The sequence below is a fragment of the Ferruginibacter sp. genome (assembly GCF_049840995.1).
Classification (GTDB): domain Bacteria; phylum Bacteroidota; class Bacteroidia; order Chitinophagales; family Chitinophagaceae; genus Ferruginibacter.
In genome coordinates this window covers 375,638-399,728 of the sequence record NZ_JASGIP010000003.1, presented here as the reverse complement: position 1 = coordinate 399,728, position 24,091 = coordinate 375,638, and the positions used below count along the sequence as shown (strand labels likewise).

The following is a 24,091-nucleotide window of genomic DNA, read 5'->3' as shown; positions in this document are numbered from 1 at the left end:
CCACAGGATAAACCATTTAACGATGCGGTTTGTAACTACTGCATTAACAACAAATAAACTATATAAAAATGAAAAAATTATCTAGGGATGAAATGCGAAATGTAATGGGCGGTGTTTCTTCGCTTAACCCCGCTTACAAATGGACATGCGAAGTCTTTGACGGGTCATCATGGGTATCCGTTAACGCTTTTTGTTTTCTGCCTGATCACGACCCTTCAGCCGAGTGCTTATATACCAGAAACTGTACACGCTCTAATGTAGAGTGTACGGAACAAGAAGGTGTTTGTTATAATTTTTAAATAAGTTTCAAATAAAGCTGGATTCTGACAAAAAGAACCCGGCTTTATTTTGAATGAATTCCCGGTAATCTGAAAACTGATTTTTAATAAGTATAGAAAAAGTATCTCTAAATGTCATCATTCCCCTTTTTGCAACAGCGTAATCAAATGGACTGTGGTCCCACTTCGCTGTACATGATCAGCAGGTATTATGGCCGCAGTTTTAATATTGAAAAACTAAGGGCAATAACAGAAATGGGTAAAGAAGGAGTGAATATGCTGGGTATTCATAACGCAGCTGAAAAAATAGGCTATCATACTAATGCAGTGCAACTAAACATAGCAGAACTGAGAAACGTAAAACTCCCTTGCATTTTACACTGGCAACAAAATCATTTTGTAGTACTGTACAAAATTAAAAGAAATTTTTTTTTTATTGCCGATCCTGCTATAGGCTTAATGAAATTAAATGAAGCCTCATTTGAGAAAAGATGGATATCTTATAATGCTAAAAATGAAAAAGCAGGAATAACTTTATTACTTGAACCACAGCCTGTATTTTCATCAACTACATTGCATAATGGATTGACAGCGCCCAAAGGCGGATCATTCAAAAGCATGCTGCAATACCTTCATCCTTACAAAAAACTGATCTTTCAACTGCTGCTTGGTTTATTATTGGGCAGCTTTTTTCAATTACTTCTACCATTGCTGACACAGAGTATGGTTGATTTTGGGATAAGCGCAGGAAACTTGGGGTTTATCCATATAATACTGTTCGCGCAATTGGCATTGTTTGCCGGGCGCCTGTCGGTTGATTTTATAAGGAGCTGGATATTATACCATGTAAGTAATCGTATTAATATAAGCATCCTTACAGATTTTTTAATTAAGCTTATGAATCTGCCGGTAAGCTATTTTGACAGCAGGAAAACGGGAGATATTATGCAACGCATGAATGATCATCAGCGTATTCAGAACTTTCTTACGGGCACTTCTTTAACTACTCTTTTTTCTGTATTTAATTTAGTGATGTTTTCTGTAATACTTATTTTATATAACTTTTCCATTTTTTTGGTTTTTGTAACTGCCAGCTTTATATATGTACTCTGGATATTTCTTTTTCTAAAAAAAAGGAGGCAGCTGGATTACAAACAATTTGATGTAAAGGCAGGTGAGCAAGGTAATGCGATACAGATCATTCAAGGTATGCAGGAGATAAAATTGCAGGGTTGCGAAAATAAGAAACGCTGGGAATGGGAAAAATTACAGGCGCAAAATTTTAAACTAGGCATGAAGGGCCTTGCTTTGAATCAATGGCAACAAACCGGGGCATTCTTCATCAACGAAATTAAGAATATTCTGATCACTTTTTTGGCGGCACAAGCTGCAATTAATGTAACAGGGGGAATGACTTTGGGAAAAATGCTGGCCATTCAATACATAATTGGGCAATTAAATGGTCCGGTGGAACAAATGATAGGGTTCTTTCAAAACTTGCAATTGGCAAGGATAAGTTTAGATCGTTTGAATGAGGTACATATGATACCTGATGAGGAACCTGAAGAGAAAATATTTGAAAGAAAAATACCGGACGATAAAACGATTAGCTTAAATAATATATCATTCACTTACCCTGGTGCCGGTAATGAAGCAGTATTAAAAAATGTATGCCTTACTATCCCGAATGGAAAAATTACGGCGATAGTTGGCACAAGCGGAAGCGGTAAGACCAGCCTTCTTAAATTATTATTGAAATTTTATGAACGATATAATGGTAATATACAAATTGGCGAAAAAAACATTGCAAATATTAGTCATAAGGAATGGCGTAAAAATATTGGAATAGTAATGCAGGAAAGTTTCATATTTAGTGACAGCATTGCTTCAAATATAGCAGTAGGTGACGAAACTATTGATTTGCAAAAACTGAAAGAGGCGGCAAATGTTGCCAATATTCTTGACTTTATCAATGGCCTTCCATTAAGGTTTGATACAAAAATCGGGGCAGAAGGAGTCGCACTAAGTACAGGACAAAAACAACGTTTATTGATTGCAAGAGCAGTGTACAAAGACCCGGATTATATTTTTTTCGACGAAGCAACAAACAGTCTGGACGCAAATAACGAAACAATTATTATGAAAAACCTGGATGAGTTTTTTAAAAATAAAACAGTTGTTGTGGTAGCTCACAGGTTAAGTACAGTAAAAAATGCAGATCAGATCATAGTGCTGAGTAAAGGTGCCGTTGTTGAATGTGGAACACATGAGGAATTGGTTGCTTTAAAAGGAGAGTATCATTTTCTTATCAAAAATCAACTGGAACTGAGCGATTAAATTCATATTCGATGCAAAAGATTAAGAAAAATAATGCTAAATTATTATCACCTGAATTACAGGAGATAGTTTTTAGTAAGCCTCATTGGATATTACGAAACGGTATTTCGATATTTTTAGTAATAATGCTTATTTTGGTAGTTTCAACTTTCTTTATCCGCTATTCACAACGAATAGCTGGTAGAGGAGAAATTATCTCAGTAATTAATAAAAAAGGAACAAGGGATTATTTTATTGAGGCGAATATACCACTCGTAAAAGATATTCAGAAGATCAAAATTGGACAAAAAGTGTTGATTGAGCTAAAAAAATATGCTGGCCAACAATCCTGCACCCTAAAAGGCGAATTAGATTCTATATACAATTGCAACATCAAACCAAGCTACGTAGTTAAGATTGTTCTTACTAATGGCTTGTTTACTAAACAGGGAGGAGTGGTAGAATTTTATAATGGAGCATCAGCTCAAATACAAATTATTGCAGAAGGCGATAAATTATCTACGCGACTAATAGAGAAACTAAATCCTTTCAAAAATTGTTTCTAAATACGTACGGTCTCCCTGGATTAATAACAAATTTACTTTACGATTTAGACAACTTTAGCTGTAAAGCAATTAAATCCAACCGAGAACTATCTATTGTTAATCCTGACCACTATTCACATTTCTCATAAAAAATCATAATCATCCTAAAAATCTGGGACCTCTCAAAGACGTCATAGGCGGCCTTTTCCCACATGGTCAGACGAGGGCGTCAGACGATGTGGACATCGGTCGGTGTCCAGACCGACCGGGGAAGCAGTTCTACCTGTTTGCCTCACTCAGCCAATGAAATTGCCTTTCTGCCAATTGAAAATGCCTGGCCGATCTTTTCAATTCAATAAAAACAGAATCGTTGCGGCGCTGTCCATATAATTGTAAAGTATTACTATCCCGCCGTAGGTAATGCAGCGAAAAAAGATCCGCCTCATCACCGGCCCTTTTTTGAAAATGAATGACCGGTTGTAAAGTATCTACAGTAAAATTAAAATAAGAACGACCATAACGTTTTCTGAACATCGTATCCATCGTATGGATACTACCCGAACCATTATTTTCAATAATAACATCTTTCCATCGCAGAGAGTCGGTGATCAAAGGAGGCAACGTGTCTTTATTCACCACGTAAGTAATAACATCATACACACCCGGTGTAAAATCTTTGGGATTGCTGATGGTATTGCGCTGATGATAATATTGCAGCGCTTCGTAAAATGATTTGCACAATAAAAACACAACCCCCAGTTTAATTACCAGCCGGGTAATGCGCATCCATTTTTTAGTAAGCGGGTAATCGTACACACTGCAGGCAGCGGCCGTTTTGTTCAACCAAAAAAAGCAACTGATGCGGCGGTATTCATTGGCAGCCAGGTACAGGCAAAGCAGTACCAGGTTCATGCTGAATAATTTTACAGGGATATCATAACACAGGTTCAGCATCATTACATTGATAAAAACTGCAGTGCCGATCAGTACCCCCATAGTAGCAGTGCGCCTGTACAACAGCAATGCAGTAACCACCACTTCCATAACACCCGAAAAAACCTGGTAGGGAGTGGAGTAACCGATAAACAGCCACGAAAGCCGCATGGGCAGCAGATCACCCAAAGGTGTTGCCAGCTGGCTGGTAGAAGGAAAAGGCATTTGCAAGGCAAATATTTTTTGTATGCCATAACCAAACGAAATAATTGCAAGGGAATATCTTACAAAAAGACAGAGCAGGTAATTCAGTTGGCGGTAGCTTTTTCGTTTACGGTCTATCAGCGACCAAACAACAGCGCCAATAACACCCAGCACCAGCAAAAGATAATTGTAGGCCCAGTCGAAAGAAGTATCGCCGCTGCCGTTAAAAACCTGTTGCACATGTTTTACGCCAAACACACGAAAAAAATGTTCGTTGCATTGTATCACCAACCACACAATAGCATTATCCAAAAGGTCGGTAATATAATGCACGCCGGGAATAGCACTCAGTGTATCCCAAGGGCTAGTGAACAAAACGAAATAAATAAAAAAGAAACGGAACAGTATTTTTTGAGCAAAATTCCAGGGGTTGTTTTGCGGCACAACTAAATCGGTCATAAGAAAAGTTTTGGTAGAATAAATGTATTAAAACTTTGCAACAGGCCAAATTCACGTTGTTCCGCAACGTCATTCTCTATGCAAAAGCCTCACATGGTCAGACGAGGGCGTCAGACCATGTGCTCCCTGTTCCGTAGGAACATCTCATTGGTAGAAAACAAACGCAGTTTGTTTTAGCGTTCCATCGGAACGCATGATGCCCTACATGGTCTGACGCCCTCGTCTGACCATGTATTTCCCCGGTCGGTGTCCCTACCGAGCGGAATATACCGTCCCCTCCCTCTCAAATAAATTATCATTAACTAAACACCAATCTCCCTACATTTGCAGCAGATTTGGTTTCCGGCATCAAAACCGGGATTAAAAGGGAATCCTGTTAAAGTCAGGAGCTATCCCCGTAGCTGTAAAGCCTGTGAGTTCAATCGTAAGCCGTCAGTTGCCAATCGTGAGCACCACTCACGACTCACCACTCACGACTCACGTTCACGATGTTGAAACTTCATACCACTGTTCCGCCCGGGCGCAACGGGAAGGTGTTCAACACAAGCTGAGCCAGAAGACCTGCCAGGTCCATCAACAACATTTAGCTTTCGGGTGAAAGGCTTGAAGTGTAAAAGCTAACAGCGTTTATATTTCTTTCCCATGGTTGGTGTACACACCAAACCTTCATTTCTCGGAAGCAGTCACAACAAAAATTTTTTCAAAAAATGAAAAAGAGAATTTTTATTGCGGCTGCTGTAATTATCAGCAGTCAGCTGCAGGCACAAGACAGTACCAGCAGAACTTTGAACCAGGTAATTATTACCGCCAACAAAACACCGCAAAAACAAAGCACAACAGGTAAAGTAATTACTGTGATTGGTAAAGACCAGATAGAAAAAGCTGTTGGTAAATCTGTAGGCCAGTTATTGAACGAACAGGCAGGACTAACCATCAATGGCGCATTGAATAATATGGGCAGCAACCAGTCATTATACATGCGTGGTGCAGGAAGCGGCCGCACATTGGTACTGGTAGATGGTATTCCTGTAAGCGATCCTTCTTTGATCAATAATGAATTTGACCTCAATTTAATTTCACTGAATGATGTGGAACGCATTGAGATATGCAAAGGCGCACAAAGCACTTTATATGGCAGTGATGCAATTGCAGGTGTGATAAACATTATTACAGTAAAGAGCGATATCAATAAACCATTCAATGCAAAGCTTACGCTGGATGCCGGTAATTTAAATACCTTTAAAGGCAATGCACAGGTATTTGGTAAAGCAAAAGGGCTTACTTATGTGGTGCGTTATGGTAAATTGAAAACAGATGGCTTTTCTGCCGCCAACGATAAAACCGGTACCGGTAATTTTGATAAAGATGGTTATAACAGCGATGTGGCAAGCGGGTTATTAAAATACGAGATCAATAAAAACCTGTCAGTAAAAACTTACCTGCAATACAGTAAATATAAAACCGACCTGGATGCAGGTGTATTTGCAGACAGTAAAGATTACACCAGCAAAAACAAAAGTCTGATGGCAGGCGCAGGGCTGCAATACAAAAATGATTTTGTAACAATTACCGGTAATTATCAATACAGCGATATTACCCGCAACCTGCTGGATGACAGTACCGATAATCCCGGCTATTTATCCCGCAATGATTATTTCGGTAAATCACAGTTTGTGGAACTGTATTCGAGCATCAAACTAAGTAAGAATTTTACTTTACTGCAGGGTGCCGATTACAGGAATAATAATATGAACATGGTGTCTTTTGGTACTTATCCTGCATCAATATACGGCCCTGCCGGTACGTATGGTAGTAAGATGGATAGCACCATTGGCCAGGCATCGTTGTATGCTTCGGTAATGTACAACGGCTTGAAAGAAAAACTGAATATCGATCTTGGAGGAAGGCTGAATGTAAACTCCCGTTACGGAAGCAACAGAACTTATTCATTTAACCCTTCCTACAAAATAAATGAACATGTACGTTTACTGGGCAGCATTTCCACTGCTTATAAAACGCCTACCATTTACCAGTTGTATTCTGCTTATGGTAACAGGAACCTGAAAGTGGAAGAATCAAAATCGTACGAATTGGGTGTACAGGTTGATTGCAACAAGATCAACAACAGGCTGGTTTATTTTTACCGCGATATTACGAATGGTATTGATTATAACAACATTACCAATAAGTACTTTAACATCAACAGCCAGATAGTACGTGGCCTGGAATATGAAGTAAGATACAGGCCTACTGAAAAACTGAGCATTAGCGGTAATTATACTTTTATTTCAGCTAACGAATACTCGCAGAGCAGGATCAATTTTAAGGATACTGCCTATAATTATTTGCTGCGCAGGCCAAAGCACAGCCTGAATATTACAGTAGGCTACCAGTTTACCCCTAAACTGTATGTAAGTATAGCAGGTAAATATGTAAGCAAAAGAAATGATGTGGGCGGTTATAAAACAGCCGATATTTCTTTGCCGGATTATTTTATCATGAATGCCTATGCATCTTATGCCATCAACAAACAATTCACTGTTTTTGCAGATGCACAAAATTTAACGGATAGAAAATTCTTTGATATCAATGGGTATAATTCCATACCATTATTGTTTAATGGAGGTATTACCTTTAAATTATAACTTTAACGGCCTCCTGCTAACCAGGAGGCCTTTTTTATATCATTCACCATGTATAAGCACGAAGAAAAAAAATGCCCCCGCTGCAATAACAGCTTCGAGTGCAAAGTGGGGGATATAGGTAACTGCCATTGCAGTACGGTAAAATTAACGGTGCAGGAAATGAATTTTGTGCAGGAAAGGTATAACGATTGCCTTTGCAATAATTGCCTGCTCGAATTGAAGAATAAATACATATTGTTCAGGGAAAAATATTTCTCCTGACCTCCCTCCCGCGCTGCTTTGCAGCAGCTTTAATCTCCTGATAAATATTTTAAAACACTCCCCGCAAACTTTATCTTTGCAAAAATCTGGTTTATGGAATGGGGCGTGTTCAATATTAAGCAACTGCTGACTGTTACATTTACTTTATTTGCAGTGATAGATGTGGTGGGCTCAGTGCCCGTACTGGCATCACTGCGGGCAAAAATGGGCGGGCATATCAAATCCACCCAGGCAACATTGGTAAGCGGCGGCCTGATGGTATTGTTCTTATTTGTAGGCACCGAGTTTTTAGGCATACTGGGTGTGGATGTACCCAGTTTTGCGGTAGCGGGCAGCATCGTAATATTTATACTGGGACTGGAAATGGTGCTGGGTATGGAGTTCTTTAAACCGGATAATAACAATGTAAAAAGCGGCAGCGTGGTACCCATTGCATTTCCGTTAATTGCCGGCAGCGGAACATTAACAACCGTAATGAGTTTAAAAGCGGATTATTACAATATCAATATCCTGCTCGCAATATTGATCAACTGTATAATAATCTATATAGTACTGAAATCGTTAAAGTGGATAGAAAAGTTCTTGGGTCCCAATGGCATGGCGGTAATAAGAAAATTTTTTGGTGTAATATTGCTCGCCATTGCAGTAAAAATATTCGGAACGAATATTGTAAAATTTGGCAAATAAAATAGTTAACTCGTTTATTTGTTTATTGGTGTACTAGTAAATATTAAGTTGAAAAGACGATACTAATTAACCAGTAAACCAATAAACAAAGCTGGCCTTGTAGTACAATGGATAGTATAAGAGTTTCCGAAGCTCCAGATCCAGGTTCGATTCCTGGCAAGGCCACACTACAGTTATAAAATGCTAAATTGGTTAAATAGCTCCACGTACTAATTAACCAATTAACTAATAAACTAATTCGATCTCCCCTGCGGTTTATTTATCTTTTTAAACTATTTTCACGCACTTAAAAAACAGGTATGTTTGTTATTAACACAGTTAATGGTGTCGATTTTGAAAAAGTGGTATTGCGGGATGAAAACACCGGTACGGTGGTGGAAATTGTTCCTTCCTGCGGTGCATTGCTGCATGTATTTGCCGTGCAGCACAACGGCAGTCTGCTGAATGTAATTGACAGCTATACCGACAAAGAAGATTTTAAGCAGAATGTGGAAAGCAAAGGCTTCCGCAGCAGTAAATTAACGCCCTTCGCCTGTCGTATCAATAATGCCAGCTATAATTTTGGCGGGCAGCAATATACCATCGAAAAATTTATTTTAAATGGCAGTGCGCTGCATGGCTTGTTATACGATGCAGTATTTACCGTAACAGAAACAACAGCCAATGAAGAAAGTGCAAAACTTATTGTGGAACATCGATATAAGGGTACTGACAAAGGTTATCCATTTAAATTTACCTGTACCGTAGTGTTTGAATTGAAAACCGGCAACCGCTTATCTGTAAGTACTACGATCACTAACAATAGCGGTGGACTGATACCCGTACAGGATGGATGGCATCCTTATTTTGGATTTGGCGGCAGTATCAACGAGTTGCAACTCGAATTTCAGAGTAAAGAGAAAGTAGAATTTAATGATGCATTGATACCCACGGGTAAAATGTTCCCTTACCAGGAATTCGGGGCACTTAAAAAAATAGGCGATGCTGAATTTGACAATTGCTTTACACTCAATTTTGCAGAATGTCAGCCGCTGTGTGTATTGAGAGACCCCGCAAAAAAACTGCAGGTGGAAATTCACCCTGGCGCATCTTATCCTTACCTGCAGGTATACACGCCGCCGCATCGCAACAGTATTGCCATCGAAAATCTCAGCGCCATACCCGACGCTTTCAATAATCATATCGGGTTGCAGGTGTTGGAAGCAGGCGCCGCAGCTCATTTTACAACCACTTATATCATCACTTCATTATAGCAATTGCATGAACCAGATCGCAAAAGAAATTTCGGATATCTTCCTGCAGAAGTTTGCAACAGTACCCAACCTGTATTATTCGCCGGGCCGTATTAATTTAATCGGCGAACATATTGATTATAACGATGGCTATGTAATGCCGGCTTCCATTGATAAAGGGGTGTACTATGCTGTTGCTGCAAACGGGACCAACACACTCAATTTTTTTGCAGCCGATCTTAATGAAGCGCTTTCTATAGATATTACTGGTGTAAAAAAACTGGACAACTGGAGAAACTATGTGCTGAGTGTAGTAAATGAATTTTTATTATTGCAAAAACCCGTTACGGGATTTGATTGTGTTTTTGGCGGTGATATTCCCCGTGGCTCCGGCATGAGTTCTTCTGCTGCAGTGGAAGGCGGACTGGCTTATGCCATAAACGAAATTTTTAACTGTGGGATGAACAGGGTGGAACTGGCGTTGCTTTGCCAGCGTGCCGAACATAATTATCCCGGCGTTAATTGTGGTATCATGGATATGTATGCCAGTATCAATGGAAAAAAAGATTGTGTGATACTGCTGGATTGCAAAAACATTACACACGAGTATTTTCCGTTAAAGCTGGATGGGTATAAAATTGTCTTGCTCAATACCAAAGTACATCACACATTGGCCAGCGGCGAATACAATATCAGGAGAAAACGTTGTGAAGAAGGTATGGTGGTACTGAAGCAAGAGCTGGGAGTAACTTCATTCCGCGATATAAAAAGTGCAGCAGATGTGGAACTGCATAAAGATAAAATGAGTACCGAGGTTTTCAACTGCTGCAAATTTGTGGTGGAAGAAATTGCCCGTACTCAAAAAGCTGCTGAACTGCTGCAGCAAAACGACCTGGCAGGTTTTGGCCAGTTGATGTATGCAGGGCATTGGGGGTTAAGCAAGTTGTATGATGTAAGTTGCCCCGAATCGGATTTTTTAGTGACGCTGGCTGCCGCCGATAAAAATGTATTGGGCGCCAGGCAGATGGGCGGTGGGTTTGGCGGTTGCACCATTAATATTATAAAAGAAGAAGCGATAGAAAAATTTATTGCCGAAACAACCGTGGATTATAAAAAGCAATTCAGTATTGAGCTGGAAGCCTATGTAATGGCGATCAGTGATGGTGTGTACAGGATCGTAGAATAATAAATACTATGGCATGGTGCTCTAAAGCCGGATACTACATAAAAAAAACCGCACAATAAATAGACAGCCGGTAAAAATAAGCTGTATGATAGTTTTGCTGCCGCAACAAAATCATACATCAAATAAATTTCCCGGTCATGTTAAAAACAATTTTTACAGTCTTTTTATTCTCATTTATCACATTGTGCGCAACTGCACAAAAGCTGGAGAGTTTTACAGCAACATTACAACCTAAAGATGGCGCTAACAGCTACTTAAGTATCTCCCATAAAAAAGTATATACACCCGAAGAGGCAAAGAGCAATAAAGCCGCTACTGACCTGGCGCTGGTGATCACCAACAGCAATAACAGGCAGGTAATGGAATGGTATAACCTGAGTGGTAAAGACGATAAGATACCAACTGAATTAAGAGGCACCGCAGTAGGTATCAGCGGGCTCGGTTTCGACAAAGACCAGTTTGAAAAATGCAATACTGCGCAGGACCTGCAGAGAATGGCCGGTTATATTACCAATACTTCATTTGCACATTACGGATCTATTACCGATGACCTGGATGCTGGCGTTAAATATCACTGTTTTCTTATCCTGCTGGAAAATGGGAAAAGGGCTGTATTGTGGCTGGAAGCTGTTGATGCAAATAATTATAAGGTAACGGTGAAGATGTGATAACTATATCATATTCCTATTTCATTCAAAAAATCATTTTTATAATTACTGCCAATAGGGATCTCTTTTTTACCGATTAAAACCACGTTTCCTTCAATGTAAGAAATGCTGGATTTGTTAATGATAAAAGAACGGTGAATGCGGAAAAAAAGAGACCTGGGCAGTAATTCTTCCACAGCAGTAAATGTCATGCTGGTAAGCAACTGGCTTTGAGCGGTAACTATTTTTGTATAGTTACCATTCGCTTCGGCAAATAAAATATCGGTAAAAAAAACTTTGTAGATCTTGCCGTCTGCTTTTATAAAAACATAGCTGTCATTGATCAGATCAGCATTGGCGGGTGCTACGCCGTTGTTCACCTGTAGTTTTTCCAGTGCTTTATCTACGGCAATAATGAAGCGCTCCAGCGAAAAGGGTTTCAATAAATAATCGCAGGCAGAAAGGTCAAAAGCGTCTGTTGCATATTCTTTATAAGCTGTAGTAAATATTACCTGTGGTGGATTTTTTAATGTTTTTAAAAAAGCGACACCATCCAGCACCGGCATATTTACATCCAGGAAAAGAATATCTACCTGGCTGGATTGTAAGATCGCCTTTGCTTCCAATGCGTTGGCACAACTACCCAATACATGCAGCATTGATAAGTGATTGCAGTAGGTTTCAATGATCTGTCTTGCAATAGGCTCGTCATCTACAATTAGACAGTTAATGGTATGGCCGGGTTTACTTTGCATTTATCCTGAGCATTACCGTAAAGATATTTTTATTTTCCTCTATTTTCAAATCATGCTCATTCGGGTACAGTAACTCCAGCCTCTTTTTTACATTGGTCAAACCCAAACCGCTGGCATGCGAAGTTTCAAAAAATTCTTTACTGTGCATATTGTAGGAATTGATGCAGGAGAATAAAATGGAATTACCCCATATCTTCAGCGTAATATCGATATGTATCTTTTGCTCCTGGCTGTTCTTGGAATGTTTAAAAGCATTTTCAACAAATACAATCAGCAGCATGGGGGCAATTTTAATATTTGTGCCCGGGGCAATGTCGAAGTCTGTTGTTAATTCCAGTCTTTCACCAATCCTTATCTTTTCAAAATCCATGTAATTTTTTAAGTAAGCCAGTTCATCCTGTAATGGTACATAAGTTTCTTTGGCATCGTAAACAGCATACCGCAGCAATTCTGATAGTTTTAATAAAAGCGCCGGCAGTTTCTGGTGTTCGGCAATGGAAAGCCCGTATAAATTATTGAGTGTATTAAATAAAAAATGCGGGCTTAATTGCGATTGCAGCAATTGCAGCTCCGTTTCGCTGTTCACAGCCTTGATCTCTGCATTCTCAATTCTCGACCTGATGCGTTCCCTGATCAGTTTTGCAAACATACCGATGGCAACATTCATTAAAAAAAAGAAGGTAAAAAGTAATAACAGGTAAGAGGCTTCAAAGTGCTTATAAAGCATCCGGATAAAAAAAATAACGAAAAGGCCCGCCACAATACAGATCATCGGGATAAAGAGCAGTAACCAGTTCTGTAAAGTAGATCGGCTGTTGATCCATAGCAGTGAAATATACCTGCCTGTATAAAGACCGGCAACAAAACACAGGGCTATAACAAGCGCCGTTTGCGCATCACCCTGTTTATTAAAGTTGCCGGCAATTTCCAGCGCTACCAAAAAAACGGGAATGGCCGCACCCATAACTATAGCAAATGGGGTTAAATGCTTTAAGATGTTTTTCCCTAAAAAAGTTTCTAAATCCTTCATACGAATTCCTGCAAAATTTAAACAAAATTGAGGGGTTATGTAATTTAAGTAAAATAAAGCTGTTGAAACCCTATCGCAGACTGACAGAATGTGTTTTATGGGTGACCAATATATCCGAATGCCCAAATGCTTTTTCTGTCCGGCAATAAGGGTTGTTCGTCCTTAAAATTTTACCTGCAGCATTCTCACGCCAATATTTGCATGAAATTAAAAGCCATGCAAAAATTATCAGCCTTTTTATTATGTATGTTCATTACTGCGCAGCTATTGGCGCAAAACAAACCTAAAATCATTTCCGGAATAATTAAGAATACTCAAAACGAATTTGCAGCTGGGGCAACGGTAAAGCTGATGAGATCAACAGATTCCGTTTTGATTAAAACAACAGTTGTGAATGATAACGGCAGATTCCAGTTTAAGAATTTGTCCAGCGATATTTATTTTTTGGTCATATCTGGTAATGCGTATAAAGCTTACAAGAGTGTGCATATTACAGTAGATGAAAAACACAATGAGACCAGTTTACCGGTGATCATTTTACAGCCTGCCATGGGCACTCCTTTAAAAGAAGTGGTAGTGGTTGCAAAACGCCCTTTGCTGGAACAGGATATAGACAGGACTATTGTAAACGTAGATGCGATGATCAGTGCAGCTGCAAACAATACCCTGGAAGTACTGGAAAAAACGCCGGGCGTAACAGTGGATAACAATGGCAACATCAGTCTGAAAGGGAAGAGTGGTGTACTGGTATTAATAGACGGCCGGCCCACCTACATGAGCGGCCAGGACCTGGCTATTTATCTCCGGTCGTTACCCGGGGGTATACTGGATAAACTGGAGTTGATGGAAAATCCTCCTGCAAAATATGATGCCGCCGGTGGAGCTATCATTAATATAAAATTAAAGCGAAACAGGAACCCGGGTATAACAGGTAGCATTGCTTCTTCTTACAGCCAGGGAGTTAAACCGGGTATTTACCAGGCATTCAACTTAAATTATAATCATAAAAAAATAAATTGGTATGGTGGGGTTACATACAACTACAATGGCCAATATGGTAATGATTTTTATGATAGAAAATTCTACTCCGGTAATGGAGAACTTACATCACAGGTTTTATTAGAAAATAAAATGGTGAATAAGACCAGCGGATTTGCTGAACGGATCGGCCTGGATTACGCCATCACAAAAAAGACAACGATCGGCTTTTTGTTAGGTGTTCAATCGCAACCCAGGAAAAGCAATTTTGATTTTAAAAGCAATTCTTATAACGATGTTTTTGTGTTGGATTCCAGTAGTGCAGGCAGCAGCAATAACAGCTTTAAATGGAACCGGTTCAGCAGTAATCTTAATTTTACACACAAATTCAATGATAAAGGCAAGGAGTTATCAGGTGATGTAAATTACCTTACGTATCATTCTCCGGGCAATCAATATTTCAATAATCCCAACAGCAATAACTTTCAATATGACCAGGAGAGTACGATCGACATTTTTAATATCAAAGCCGATTATACACAATCATTCAAAAATAAAATGAATCTCGAACTCGGTATAAAATCTTCTTTGGTAACCAACGACAATGATTCGAAATATTTTGATGCTGCTTATTCGCAGGTGTACTACAGATCCAATCATTTTATTTTTGATGAAAATATAAACTCGGCGTATGTCAACACCAGGAAGAACTGGAAACGGTTAGGCCTGCAATTGGGCATGCGCATGGAAAATACACATCTTAAAGGACACCAGTTAGGCAATGCTGCCGTTACAGAAACTTATTTCACGCAGCATTTCACCGATGTGTTTCCAACAGTATTTGCCAGTTATAAATTAGATAGTACGGGAAAAAATACACTCACGCTTAATTTCGGGCAAAGGGTAAATCGGCCAAACTACCAGCAATTCAATCCTTTTATAGTATACAAGGATAATTATTCTTACAGTACCGGCAATCCCTTATTAAAACCACAATACAACAGCCAGTTAAGAATTGCTTACCAGCATGGACAGTTGTTAAATATAGCACTGGCCTACAACAGCGTTAATGATCTCATCTTTCAAACCACCGAAGTGATCAATAATATATATGTAACCAAAAGCAATAATGCCGGAAGAGGATATATGGTGGTATTGGGTATTAATTTAAATGTAAGCCCTTATAAATGGTGGCGGATGAATAATAATATACAGGTGGCGCACCTGGAGGCAAATGGCATGATAGGCACCGAACCATTTCATCCGAAAACGGAATCGGCCCGGTTGAATTTTTCAAACCAGTTTACAATTAATAAGAGCTGGTCGGCAGAATTATCGGCTTATTATACTGCAAGAGATATTGGCGGACAAAGTATTACCAGTGCACGGTATAGGGTTTGGGCTGCTGTGCAAAAAAAGATCTTAAAGAATAAAGGGTCATTAAAATTGAATGTCGAAGATATCTTTCATTCATGGATAACAGAAGACAACAGCCTCGCCCTTAAACAATCATCATTTTACCGGCATAGTGAAAATGATACCCGCAGGATCGGCATCGCATTCTCTTACAGTTTTGGCAAAGAGATCTTTGCACGTAAAAGAAAGCATACTGATAATGCTGCTGATGCGGAAAAGACGAGGGTGGAATAATTTTATTACAGCAAACACAGTTTTCCGGTGGCCGGTGTCTGCACCGGCCACGGTGAAAATGTGAGAACGTGGTTTAACTGTATTTCATTTTGTGCCAACGTTAGGAAATGGCCTTTTCCCAAAAAGCAATCTAAATCTGATCCTTATATTGCCATTGATCTTTACCTATTTCTGTAAATTCAGAACACCAAAATGTTTCCTGTGTTGCTGTTCCATTATTTTCTGCAACAGCCATATAACTGCTTTTATCTTTTATCGTTACAATTTCATTTTTGATATCTTTGTAGCAGGTCAAAGTACCGAAACTATCATTTCCGGCAACCCAATAATTAGAATAAGAGCAGAAAATACAGGTGTGGATCTTCATGTATTGAGGTAATAATCTTTGTAATTGTATCATTTGAGTTTCGAACCACATTTCACTCTCACCCCCTTTTTGAAGGTCAAATATTTCATTGCCAACTGTCAATGAAAAAAACCTTGTCTTGGGATGTTGGGTATTTTCGAGTACAATTTCAATGTTTAAAATTGCCGTTAAGATATCTGAATTACAGGTGAGTTTAATAGGAATATTCACCTGGAAAACACAGTTAGTAAGACAATTGTATTCATCAAGAGAAAATCCGCCACTATTGATTTCTTCGGGGGGCTTTAATGATAACGATTCAAAACTTCCGCCAGTAAATGTAAAGCGCCGCAGTCGAATAGTTAAAGATGTGCCATCACTTATAAATGAAGCATCTTCTTTTCCAGAATCGTCAATATAAATTACAGGATAAACTACCATAAATAAAAGCAGCATGAAACATCAAAAATGATTCGAGTAAAGAGTTTATACTCGGATATATATCTTCTTTCTATCCAGCAACCATGCTAAAAACCACATCATGGCAATAAAGCATAAAGCATAGATCAACGAACCTATATTGGGTTGAGAAGGAAAGATAGGTTTACAGGCATGTTCGTAAAACCAGCCGAAAGGAGTGAGGTAATTTTGTTTGCCATTAACACCCATAGCACCGGGTATCCTGATCAATGCCAGGCCTTTGGGTAATATAGCGCTCATTGCAAAAATGAATAAGGCGTTTTTACCAAATACATCGAAGAAGCGGCTCCATACACCTTTTTTATTTTTAAATTCTATCAGGTAGATAAAAACAGATAGTATTAATAATGCAAGCCCTGTTGTGTAAATGGTATAACTGCTGGTCCATATTTTTTTATTGATAGGGAAAATCATATCCCAGAAAAAACCGGCGCCTATTAATACACAACCCGCCACAAACAGACCATTCAGCATCTCGGGTGTTTTTCCCTTTTGGATAATATAATTGCCCACTAAATAGCCCAGCACTACCTGTACTATGGCGGCAAATGTGTTCATCAAACCTTCGGGATCAAAAGCAATGCCTTCACCATGATACATATGATTCTCACCAAGAACAGCCTTGTCGATATTGGTACCAAACCAACCATTAATGCTGAAAGGATCGGCGGGATGAGCCGCCACGCACAGGAACCAATAGAATAGCAAGATGAATGCACTGGCAACAAAAGATCCCCTTACCTTAAAATAATGCACAATAACGGAAGCAAAAAAATAACTGAGTGCAATACGTTGTAACACGCCAAAGATGCGCAGGTTCTCAAATGGTTTGCCGGTTATATTACCTGCATCATTGTATCGAATAAAAGGGAACCAGTTTAAAAATAATCCTATCAAAAAAATAAGTGCAGTTCGCGTGATCACTTTTTTCCAGAAAGCCGCTTCTCCCGCTGCTTCCAGCTTGGGCATTACAAAAGCCATGGCATTACCCACCGCAAATAAAAAGAAAGGGAATACCAGGTCGGTAGGCGTACAGCCATGCCACGCAGCATGATCCAGCGGCGGAAAAATGTGACTCCAGCTGCCGGGGTTATTTACCAATATCATCAGCGCCACAGTGGCACCGCGAAAAACATCGAGTGAATAAAAGCGCTGGTTCATGTGTTTTTATTAAATGGATTCTTTTTAGGATTTTTCCTGGTATCGATCATATTAATTACAGCAATCTTATTTCCATTAAGCCGGTAATATATCCTGTTATGTTTAGAGACTAAAATACTCCGTGTGTTCTTTATAGCGGTAATCTTACCAGCTGTCGGGCGCGACTTAATGAGTCCTATTTTTTCTTCCAGCTTATCCAGGTATTCGTTTGCCACAGTATTGTTCCATTCCTTTTCCAAATAAACAAGCAGCTTTTCCAACTTATTCAGGAATCTCTTTTTGTAGATAATCTCTTCCGCCATTTTTGAATATGTTGTGAAAACTCTTTTTCAGTAATAGTGTCTTTATCAAAATCTTCTGCGGCAAGTTCTTCCAGCTCAGCCCTGTCTTCTGGTGACAGATCAGAAAGGTCATCAAAATCAGCTTTAGTCTTGGTTTGATAAGCCACAATATCTTCCTTAACCATATTCAACAGTGCTTCATCTTCCATATTATCGATCAGTTTGTGCAACTCTTTTTTTAATTCTTCTTTGCCCATACAAAGCATTTTATCAAATTTACTAAAAAGCTTTGTAAACAAAGAAGCCGGGTTATCCCCGGCTATTGTATCAACAAAACAGTTTATTTATAAAACTCACTATTCACCACTCACCACTCACGCTTCACATCCGCTCACTCAATTCCAGCCACCGCATTTCCTTTTCATCCAGCAAAGAAACTATCTCTCCAATTCTTGCAGCCGCCTTCTGCAGTTCTTCAAACCCAAGACTGCCACTGTTCATTTTTTCTTCCAGCTGTGCTTTTTCGTTTTGCAGCGCCGGTAATTCTTTTTCAATGGTCTCAAACTCATGCTTCTCTTTGAACGAGAGTTTTACGTTACGGGTTACGGGTTGCTGAATACTCTTGCTCTTTTCCTCTTCACTAACGTTCTTCAACTCGTTACTCGTAACAGCCTTAACTTCGTAACCTGTAAACTTTTCATTGGCAACCGCCTCTCGGTACTGCGTATAATTACCCGGAAAATCTTTTATCACACCATCCCCTTCAAATGCAAATAAATGATCCACCATTCGATCCATAAAATAACGGTCGTGGCTTACTATTAAAATGCAACCGGGATATTCCAGTAAAAATTCTTCCAGTGTTCTTAATGTCTGCAGGTCAAGATCGTTGGTAGGTTCATCCAGTATTAAAAAGTTAGGATTCACGAAAAGCACGCTCAATAAATGTAATCTTCTCTTTTCACCACCACTTAATTTACTCAACGGCGTGTATTGCTGCTCGGCAGTAAAACCAAATTTCTCCATAAACTGTGATGCAGATATCTTGCTGCCATCAGCCAGTGGAAAAAATTCTGCCAGGTTCTTCACATATTCAATGGCCCGTTTATCTTCTTTGTATTTTAAACCTTCCTGGTCAAAGTTGCCAAATACCACGGTATCACCATGATTGATCTTACCACTGTCGGGTAATTCCTGCTGCAAAGCGATCTTTAAAAAAGTGGATTTACCTACCCCATTCTTACCTACAATACCTACACGCTCGCCTCTTTTAAAAGTATAATCAAAACCTTTTATCAAAACCTTATCGCCATAGCTTTTATAGATCTTTTTCATCTCCAGTATCTTGCCACCCAGCCTGGTCATTTTAACCTGCAGGCTCACTTCAGCAGTTTCTTTTTTCTGGCTTACCCTATCTTCCACTTCGGCAAAAGCATCCTGGCGGCTCTTGCTTTTAGTGGTACGGGCTTTGGGTTGCTTGCGCATCCATTCCAGTTCCTTGCGGTAAATATTTTTGTCTTTCTGCAGCTCGCTGGCCTGTACTTCCTGTCGCAGGCTTTTTTGTTCTAAAAAATAATCGTAATCGCCTTTGTAAGTAAATATCTTCTCCTCGTCCATTTCCAGTATCTCGTTGCAAACAGCGTCTAAAAAATACCGGTCGTGCGTTACCAGCAATAAAGTTACTTTTTGAGCGCCCAAGTAATCTTCCAGCCATTCTATCATGCTTACATCCAGGTGGTTCGTAGGTTCATCCAGTATCAGCAGGCATTTGCCTTCGTGCAGCTGCATTTCTATCAGCGCCTGTGCCAATGCCACTCTTTTACGCTGGCCGCCGCTCAGGTTTTTTACCGGTTCATTCAAATGGTGCAGGTTCAACTTGCCCAATATCTGCTTCAGTTCACTTTCAAAATTCCAGGCATTATTTTCATCCACCAGCGCCATCAGGTGGGTCAGTTTATCAATATCATCAGGGGTTTCTTCCAGGCATAGCTCGTATTCCTTTACCACTTTTACAACGGGGTTGTCCATACGCAGCACATTATCCCAAATGCTTTTATTTTCATCAAAAGGGGTATCCTGCTGCAGCATGATCACTTTTATATCCTTGTGCACCCACACCGTACCCGAATCAGGCGTATCAAGCCCTGCTATGATCTTTAAAAGGGTGGATTTACCACTGCCGTTGCGGGCCACAAAAGCGATCTTATCACCTTCTTCCACATGAAAGCTGATATTCTTAAAAAGCGTACGGATACCAAACGACCTGCTGATATTTTCTATTGAAGCATAATGCATAGGCCGCAAAGGTACTATGGTTTACTGTAAACAGGTGATGGCTTTATAAAGCGATTGGTTATTTTTGTGTTGCAGGCCCGCCGATGGTTACCTGCAGCCATCAATGATCAACACAATAGCTGAAAATAAGAACAGGCTGGTAGTAAACTTTATGTCATTGAGTTTTCAGCAAGGCATCACCATCCTGTTTCCCTTGCTCATTCTGCCTTATCTGCTTCGGGTGCTGGGCATCAGCGGTTTTGGTGTTTATACATTGATACAAACGGGCATACAATACTTCGACCTGCTGATAACCTTTGGTTTTGGATTAACGGCCACCCATCGTATTGCCAAAGCAGGAAATGATACCGCTTTACAAAAAAACATCATCGAATCGGTGTATGGCATCAAGATAATGCTGTTTGCTGCAAGCCTTGCAGCAATACTCATCTGTTCCTTATTCATTCCCTACCTGCAGCACAATATTTTGATTGTGTTGGCATCCGCTGTTTACCTGGCAGGCAACCTGTTGTTCCCCGATTGGTTCTTTCAGGGCATACAACAAATGAAGAATTGCACCCTGGTAACATTTATATCGCGGTTGCTCTCATTCATACTCATTATTGCATGGGTAAAACAACCCGGCGATATTGATAAAGCATTCTTTGCATTGGCAACAGGCAATGTACTGGCCGGTTTTACAGGTTTGTTATTGTTGTTGCGTAAAATAAAGATCAGTTTCAGGATACCTGGTAAAGCTTTTATGCTTGAAATGTTCAAAGAAAGCGGCTATGTTTTTATCAGCATCATACTGGTGCCGCTGTATTCCACCATCAATATATTTATCCTGCAATTATTTGCCAATCCATTCGTGGTGGGTTGTTATTCCATTGCGCAAAAGATATTCCAGGCAGCCAGCATGGTTACTAATGTAGTAAACAATACTTTTTTCCCTTACCTCTCTAAATTATACCTCGAGTCTGTTACGGAGTATAAAAAACGGTTGAACAGCCTTTTATTATTGTTGGGCGCAGGATTTTTTATTGCGGCAGTAATACAATTCTTCGGCGCATCATTCATTATTGAATTGCTGGCAGGAAAAAATAAAGCCGAAGACAGCACTTATGCAGTAACGCTTTTAAAGATCACCAGTTTTGCTTTATTGTTCACCCCCTTTGTATCTTTCTTTTTCCAGCAAATGATATTGCAGGGGCAGGAAAAACAATCCATCAAAAACATTGTGATCACTGTTATTGTGAATTTACTATGCGCCACACTGCTGGGCTATTATTCTGGAGGGGAAGGGATGGCTGTAAATACCGGCTTGATAACTGCATTGATAGCTGGTTTAAATGGGTATTCGGTGTACAAAAAATTACGATCAATTTAAATTATTGCAGTGACTGAAACCAGCAGAAAAATAAAACTATTAATACTTACTCCCACACTGCAATGCGGCGGATCGGAAAGATATGTATCCATATTGTGCAATAATATCGATACGCAAAAATTTGAAATACTATTGGCAGTATTGAACAATGAAACACCCTTTTACAATATCCATAAAAATATTACTGTAATTGACCTGCAGGTAAAGCAGGTGCGGCATTCCTTTTTTAAAATAAGAAAGCTGGTAAAAGAACAGCAACCTGATATTATATATTCAACCGCCAATCACCTGAACATTTACCTGGCCTTATTTAAAAAAATGCTGTTTAAAAATACCATCATGGTCGCGAGAGAATCCAGCGTGGTAAGCATCAATACACAGCATTCAAAATCCCCTGCATTTTACAATGGCCTCATAAAAAAATATTACAACCGCTTCGATCGCATCATCTGCCAGTCGCAGTACATGCAGCAGGACCTGGTAAAAAATTATAACGTACCGTTACAAAAGACGATCGTTCTCCATAACCCCGTGCAGGAACCAACCGGTAAAGTAGTTGCAGCAAAGCCCGGAAAATTCATAACAGTAGCAAGGCTTTCTTCCGAAAAAGGCATTGACAGGCTGATAAAAGCAATAGCGCTCCTTACAATTGATTTTACCTGGTATATAATCGGCGAAGGACCGCAACACCAGCAATTACAGCAACTGGTTAATGAACTGCAGCTGCAAAAAAAAGTGGTTTTCATGGGCCAAAAAACAACCCCTTTTGATGGCATGGAAGATGCAGTATTGTTTTTGATGGGATCACATTATGAGGGCTTTCCCAACGCATTGCTGGAAGCAGCTGCATTGGGCATACCTGCAATAGCATTTGATGTGCCGGGAGGTATAAATGAAATAATAACCGACGGGGCTAATGGACACCTTGTAAAAGATGGAGATGTAAAAGCATTTGCTGCAGCAATTGAAAAAGCAACACAACAAGATTATAACAGACCATCCATTGCAGCTGATATAAATAACAGGTTCTCAGTCGCTAAAATAATACCAACCACCGAACAATTGTTCGTGCAGCTCATCAAACATTCTTCAGTAAGTTGAAAAAATAACGCATATTTGCTATTCCTCTTTAGCCGAATAAATGAAAACAAATGAACGGAATAAGGCCAAAACTTTTAATATTTATAAACACTTTGCAATCGGGCGGCGCAGAAAGAGTGGTCTCACTTTTACTGGAGCATTTAAGAGGCGATTTTGAAATTCACCTGGCACTATATACCAACATTGTTGATTATGCCATACCTGCCGATGTAAAAATGCTCGATCTTAAACAACCGCTGAAACAAAATAAGCTGCTAAGGTTTTTAAAAATGCCATATCAATCTTATAAAATATACAGTTACTGTAAAAAGAATGGTATTAAAATATCGGTGGCATTTTTATACCGGCCCTGTTATGTAAATGCGCTGATGAAAAGTCTCTGGGGTTATAAAGGCAAAGTGATCATGTGCGAAAGAACCCATCAAACCACCATGCAGCAAAGCCATTCTGCCATTTACAGGATGTTCTCCAAGTTCATGGTAATGTTCTCGTATAAAAGGGCCGACCTGGTGCTGGCCAACTCCTATGCCATGCAAACCGACCTGGTAGAGAATTTTAAAATAAAAACCCCTGTAAAGGTCATTTATAATCCCATCGATCTCGGTTTTATCCGCACCCATACCGATGAGGAACCGGCCTATACTTTCGACAGGAATAGTTTTTATTTTATCAACGTAGGGGGCTTTAGAAAAGAAAAAAATCATTTGTTGTTGCTGCAGGCTTTTTTTATTTTAAAGAACCTGCCTTGCAAATTATTAGTAGTGGGTGGCGGCATAATGGAAGAAGAATTGAAGCAAAAGGCGGCAGATTTCGGCATAAAAGATAAAGTGATCTTTTGCGGTTGGGAAAATAATCCATTCAAGTATGTAAGCCGGGCTGATTGCTTTGTATTAAGCTCCGATGTGGAGGGTTTTCCCAATGTATTGATAGAAGCACTGGCTTGTGGCAAAGCGGTCATTTCCACCGACTGCAGCAGCGGCCCCCGGGAATTACTGGCCCCGGCCACCGACCTGCACTATAAAGCCATCAACAGCTACGAAATTGGAGAATATGGCATATTAACCCCGGTAAACGATGTAACGGCATTGGCCGGTGCCATGAAAAAAATGTACGAGGATACCGCCCTTCGCAAAAGATTTGAGGAAAAAGCCAAGTCCAGGGCTGAGCAATTTGACGTGAACGAAATAAAAGAGTATTTCCACGCAGCTTTTACCGCATTATAGGAGTATAAACAGGCTTTTAAAATCTGCCC

General features: G+C 39.7%; 20 protein-coding genes, 1 tRNA gene and 1 riboswitch. Of the genes, 13 read left to right on the top strand and 8 right to left on the bottom strand.

Going from position 1 to position 24,091, the window contains the following annotated elements:
* Positions 1 to 410: 410 nt before the first annotated feature.
* Together QM738_RS03270 and QM738_RS03265 are read left to right on the top strand one after the other, a co-directional pair.
* Positions 411 to 2,615, top strand: a complete 2,205-nt coding sequence (locus tag QM738_RS03270) for a peptidase domain-containing ABC transporter (protein ID WP_462275254.1) — start codon at positions 411 to 413, stop codon at positions 2,613 to 2,615.
* A gap of 11 nt (positions 2,616 to 2,626) precedes the next feature.
* Positions 2,627 to 3,160, top strand: a complete 534-nt coding sequence (locus tag QM738_RS03265) for a hypothetical protein (RefSeq protein WP_462275253.1) — start codon at positions 2,627 to 2,629, stop codon at positions 3,158 to 3,160.
* A gap of 258 nt (positions 3,161 to 3,418) precedes the next feature.
* Here the strand turns inward: QM738_RS03265 and QM738_RS03260 are convergent, their stop codons facing one another.
* Positions 3,419 to 4,735 (bottom strand): hypothetical protein, encoded by a 1,317-nt coding sequence (locus tag QM738_RS03260; protein ID WP_462275252.1) that lies wholly within the window; start codon positions 4,733 to 4,735, stop codon positions 3,419 to 3,421.
* 319 nt (positions 4,736 to 5,054) lie between these two features.
* A riboswitch (cobalamin riboswitch) is annotated at positions 5,055 to 5,318 on the top strand.
* A 124-nt stretch (positions 5,319 to 5,442) separates the two neighbouring features.
* On the opposite strand from QM738_RS03260, the gene QM738_RS03255 reads away from it, so the two are divergent.
* The 7 genes from QM738_RS03255 to QM738_RS03225 all read left to right on the top strand — a co-directional run bounded on the left by QM738_RS03255 (position 5,443) and on the right by QM738_RS03225 (position 11,414).
* A complete protein-coding gene (locus tag QM738_RS03255; RefSeq protein ID WP_462275251.1) occupies positions 5,443 to 7,380 on the top strand; it encodes a TonB-dependent receptor plug domain-containing protein in 1,938 nt (645 codons plus the stop codon).
* A 48-nt stretch (positions 7,381 to 7,428) separates the two neighbouring features.
* On the top strand, positions 7,429 to 7,641 hold the full coding sequence (locus QM738_RS03250) for a cysteine-rich CWC family protein (RefSeq protein ID WP_462275250.1): 213 nt from the start codon (positions 7,429 to 7,431) through the stop codon (positions 7,639 to 7,641).
* A gap of 93 nt (positions 7,642 to 7,734) precedes the next feature.
* Positions 7,735 to 8,328, top strand: a complete 594-nt coding sequence (locus QM738_RS03245; RefSeq protein WP_462275249.1) for a MarC family protein — start codon at positions 7,735 to 7,737, stop codon at positions 8,326 to 8,328.
* Between the two features lie 93 nt (positions 8,329 to 8,421).
* Positions 8,422 to 8,493 (top strand) — tRNA-Arg (locus QM738_RS03240).
* 134 nt (positions 8,494 to 8,627) lie between these two features.
* Entirely contained in the window at positions 8,628 to 9,581 is a 954-nt protein-coding gene (locus QM738_RS03235; RefSeq protein ID WP_462275248.1) for an aldose epimerase family protein, read from the top strand.
* Between the two features lie 7 nt (positions 9,582 to 9,588).
* Entirely contained in the window at positions 9,589 to 10,746 is a 1,158-nt protein-coding gene (gene galK / locus QM738_RS03230; protein ID WP_462275247.1) for a galactokinase, read from the top strand.
* Between the two features lie 137 nt (positions 10,747 to 10,883).
* Positions 10,884 to 11,414: a hypothetical protein gene (locus tag QM738_RS03225; protein ID WP_462275246.1), complete on the top strand. Its 531-nt coding sequence runs from the start codon at positions 10,884 to 10,886 to the stop codon at positions 11,412 to 11,414.
* Positions 11,415 to 11,422: 8 nt separating this feature from the next.
* On the opposite strand, the gene QM738_RS03220 is transcribed toward QM738_RS03225, so the two are convergent.
* Positions 11,423 to 12,148 carry a LytR/AlgR family response regulator transcription factor gene (locus tag QM738_RS03220; protein ID WP_462275245.1) on the bottom strand — a complete coding sequence of 242 codons (726 nt, stop codon included), beginning with the start codon at positions 12,146 to 12,148 and terminating at the stop codon, positions 11,423 to 11,425.
* The gene (locus QM738_RS03215; RefSeq protein WP_462275244.1) at positions 12,138 to 13,178 is read right to left on the bottom strand and encodes a sensor histidine kinase; all 1,041 of its coding nucleotides are present in this window, start codon (positions 13,176 to 13,178) and stop codon (positions 12,138 to 12,140) included. The genes QM738_RS03220 and QM738_RS03215 overlap by 11 nt, the downstream gene beginning before the upstream one ends.
* Positions 13,179 to 13,394: 216 nt before the next feature.
* Between QM738_RS03215 and QM738_RS03210 the strand changes: the two genes are divergently transcribed.
* Positions 13,395 to 15,806 carry an outer membrane beta-barrel protein gene (locus QM738_RS03210; protein WP_462275243.1) on the top strand — a complete coding sequence of 804 codons (2,412 nt, stop codon included), beginning with the start codon at positions 13,395 to 13,397 and terminating at the stop codon, positions 15,804 to 15,806.
* 130 nt (positions 15,807 to 15,936) lie between these two features.
* Here the strand turns inward: QM738_RS03210 and QM738_RS03205 are convergent, their stop codons facing one another.
* The 5 genes from QM738_RS03205 to QM738_RS03185 form a co-directional block, all read right to left on the bottom strand.
* A complete protein-coding gene (locus tag QM738_RS03205; RefSeq protein WP_462275242.1) occupies positions 15,937 to 16,608 on the bottom strand; it encodes a DUF6304 family protein in 672 nt (223 codons plus the stop codon).
* 30 nt (positions 16,609 to 16,638) lie between these two features.
* Entirely contained in the window at positions 16,639 to 17,793 is a 1,155-nt protein-coding gene (locus tag QM738_RS03200; RefSeq protein ID WP_462275241.1) for an acyltransferase family protein, read from the bottom strand.
* Positions 17,790 to 18,095: a type II toxin-antitoxin system RelE/ParE family toxin gene (locus QM738_RS03195; protein ID WP_462275240.1), complete on the bottom strand. Its 306-nt coding sequence runs from the start codon at positions 18,093 to 18,095 to the stop codon at positions 17,790 to 17,792. Before QM738_RS03195 ends, QM738_RS03200 begins: the two co-directional genes overlap by 4 nt.
* Positions 18,059 to 18,331, bottom strand: a complete 273-nt coding sequence (locus tag QM738_RS03190; RefSeq protein WP_462275239.1) for a hypothetical protein — start codon at positions 18,329 to 18,331, stop codon at positions 18,059 to 18,061. Before QM738_RS03190 ends, QM738_RS03195 begins: the two co-directional genes overlap by 37 nt.
* Positions 18,332 to 18,455: 124 nt before the next feature.
* Positions 18,456 to 20,369 (bottom strand): ABC-F family ATP-binding cassette domain-containing protein, encoded by a 1,914-nt coding sequence (locus tag QM738_RS03185; RefSeq protein ID WP_462275238.1) that lies wholly within the window; start codon positions 20,367 to 20,369, stop codon positions 18,456 to 18,458.
* Positions 20,370 to 20,472: 103 nt separating this feature from the next.
* Between QM738_RS03185 and QM738_RS03180 the strand changes: the two genes are divergently transcribed.
* From QM738_RS03180 to QM738_RS03170, 3 genes are read left to right on the top strand one after another with little or no spacing between them, the layout of a single operon-like run.
* Entirely contained in the window at positions 20,473 to 21,738 is a 1,266-nt protein-coding gene (locus QM738_RS03180) for an oligosaccharide flippase family protein (RefSeq protein ID WP_462275237.1), read from the top strand.
* A gap of 9 nt (positions 21,739 to 21,747) precedes the next feature.
* Positions 21,748 to 22,839 carry a glycosyltransferase gene (locus tag QM738_RS03175; protein ID WP_462275236.1) on the top strand — a complete coding sequence of 364 codons (1,092 nt, stop codon included), beginning with the start codon at positions 21,748 to 21,750 and terminating at the stop codon, positions 22,837 to 22,839.
* A 50-nt stretch (positions 22,840 to 22,889) separates the two neighbouring features.
* Positions 22,890 to 24,062, top strand: a complete 1,173-nt coding sequence (locus tag QM738_RS03170; RefSeq protein ID WP_462275235.1) for a glycosyltransferase — start codon at positions 22,890 to 22,892, stop codon at positions 24,060 to 24,062.
* Positions 24,063 to 24,091: the final 29 nt, after the last annotated feature.

Coding starts and splice junctions, on each gene's coding strand:
- QM738_RS03270 (WP_462275254.1), top strand. CDS start 411: ATGTCATCATTCCCCTTTTTGCAACAGCGTAATCAAATGGACTGTGGT.
- QM738_RS03265 (WP_462275253.1), top strand. CDS start 2,627: ATGCAAAAGATTAAGAAAAATAATGCTAAATTATTATCACCTGAATTA.
- QM738_RS03260 (WP_462275252.1), bottom strand. CDS start 4,735: ATGACCGATTTAGTTGTGCCGCAAAACAACCCCTGGAATTTTGCTCAA.
- QM738_RS03255 (WP_462275251.1), top strand. CDS start 5,443: ATGAAAAAGAGAATTTTTATTGCGGCTGCTGTAATTATCAGCAGTCAG.
- QM738_RS03250 (WP_462275250.1), top strand. CDS start 7,429: ATGTATAAGCACGAAGAAAAAAAATGCCCCCGCTGCAATAACAGCTTC.
- QM738_RS03245 (WP_462275249.1), top strand. CDS start 7,735: ATGGAATGGGGCGTGTTCAATATTAAGCAACTGCTGACTGTTACATTT.
- QM738_RS03235 (WP_462275248.1), top strand. CDS start 8,628: ATGTTTGTTATTAACACAGTTAATGGTGTCGATTTTGAAAAAGTGGTA.
- galK (WP_462275247.1), top strand. CDS start 9,589: ATGAACCAGATCGCAAAAGAAATTTCGGATATCTTCCTGCAGAAGTTT.
- QM738_RS03225 (WP_462275246.1), top strand. CDS start 10,884: ATGTTAAAAACAATTTTTACAGTCTTTTTATTCTCATTTATCACATTG.
- QM738_RS03220 (WP_462275245.1), bottom strand. CDS start 12,148: ATGCAAAGTAAACCCGGCCATACCATTAACTGTCTAATTGTAGATGAC.
- QM738_RS03215 (WP_462275244.1), bottom strand. CDS start 13,178: ATGAAGGATTTAGAAACTTTTTTAGGGAAAAACATCTTAAAGCATTTA.
- QM738_RS03210 (WP_462275243.1), top strand. CDS start 13,395: ATGCAAAAATTATCAGCCTTTTTATTATGTATGTTCATTACTGCGCAG.
- QM738_RS03205 (WP_462275242.1), bottom strand. CDS start 16,608: ATGCTGCTTTTATTTATGGTAGTTTATCCTGTAATTTATATTGACGAT.
- QM738_RS03200 (WP_462275241.1), bottom strand. CDS start 17,793: ATGAACCAGCGCTTTTATTCACTCGATGTTTTTCGCGGTGCCACTGTG.
- QM738_RS03195 (WP_462275240.1), bottom strand. CDS start 18,095: ATGGCGGAAGAGATTATCTACAAAAAGAGATTCCTGAATAAGTTGGAA.
- QM738_RS03190 (WP_462275239.1), bottom strand. CDS start 18,331: ATGGGCAAAGAAGAATTAAAAAAAGAGTTGCACAAACTGATCGATAAT.
- QM738_RS03185 (WP_462275238.1), bottom strand. CDS start 20,369: ATGCATTATGCTTCAATAGAAAATATCAGCAGGTCGTTTGGTATCCGT.
- QM738_RS03180 (WP_462275237.1), top strand. CDS start 20,473: ATGATCAACACAATAGCTGAAAATAAGAACAGGCTGGTAGTAAACTTT.
- QM738_RS03170 (WP_462275235.1), top strand. CDS start 22,890: ATGAACGGAATAAGGCCAAAACTTTTAATATTTATAAACACTTTGCAA.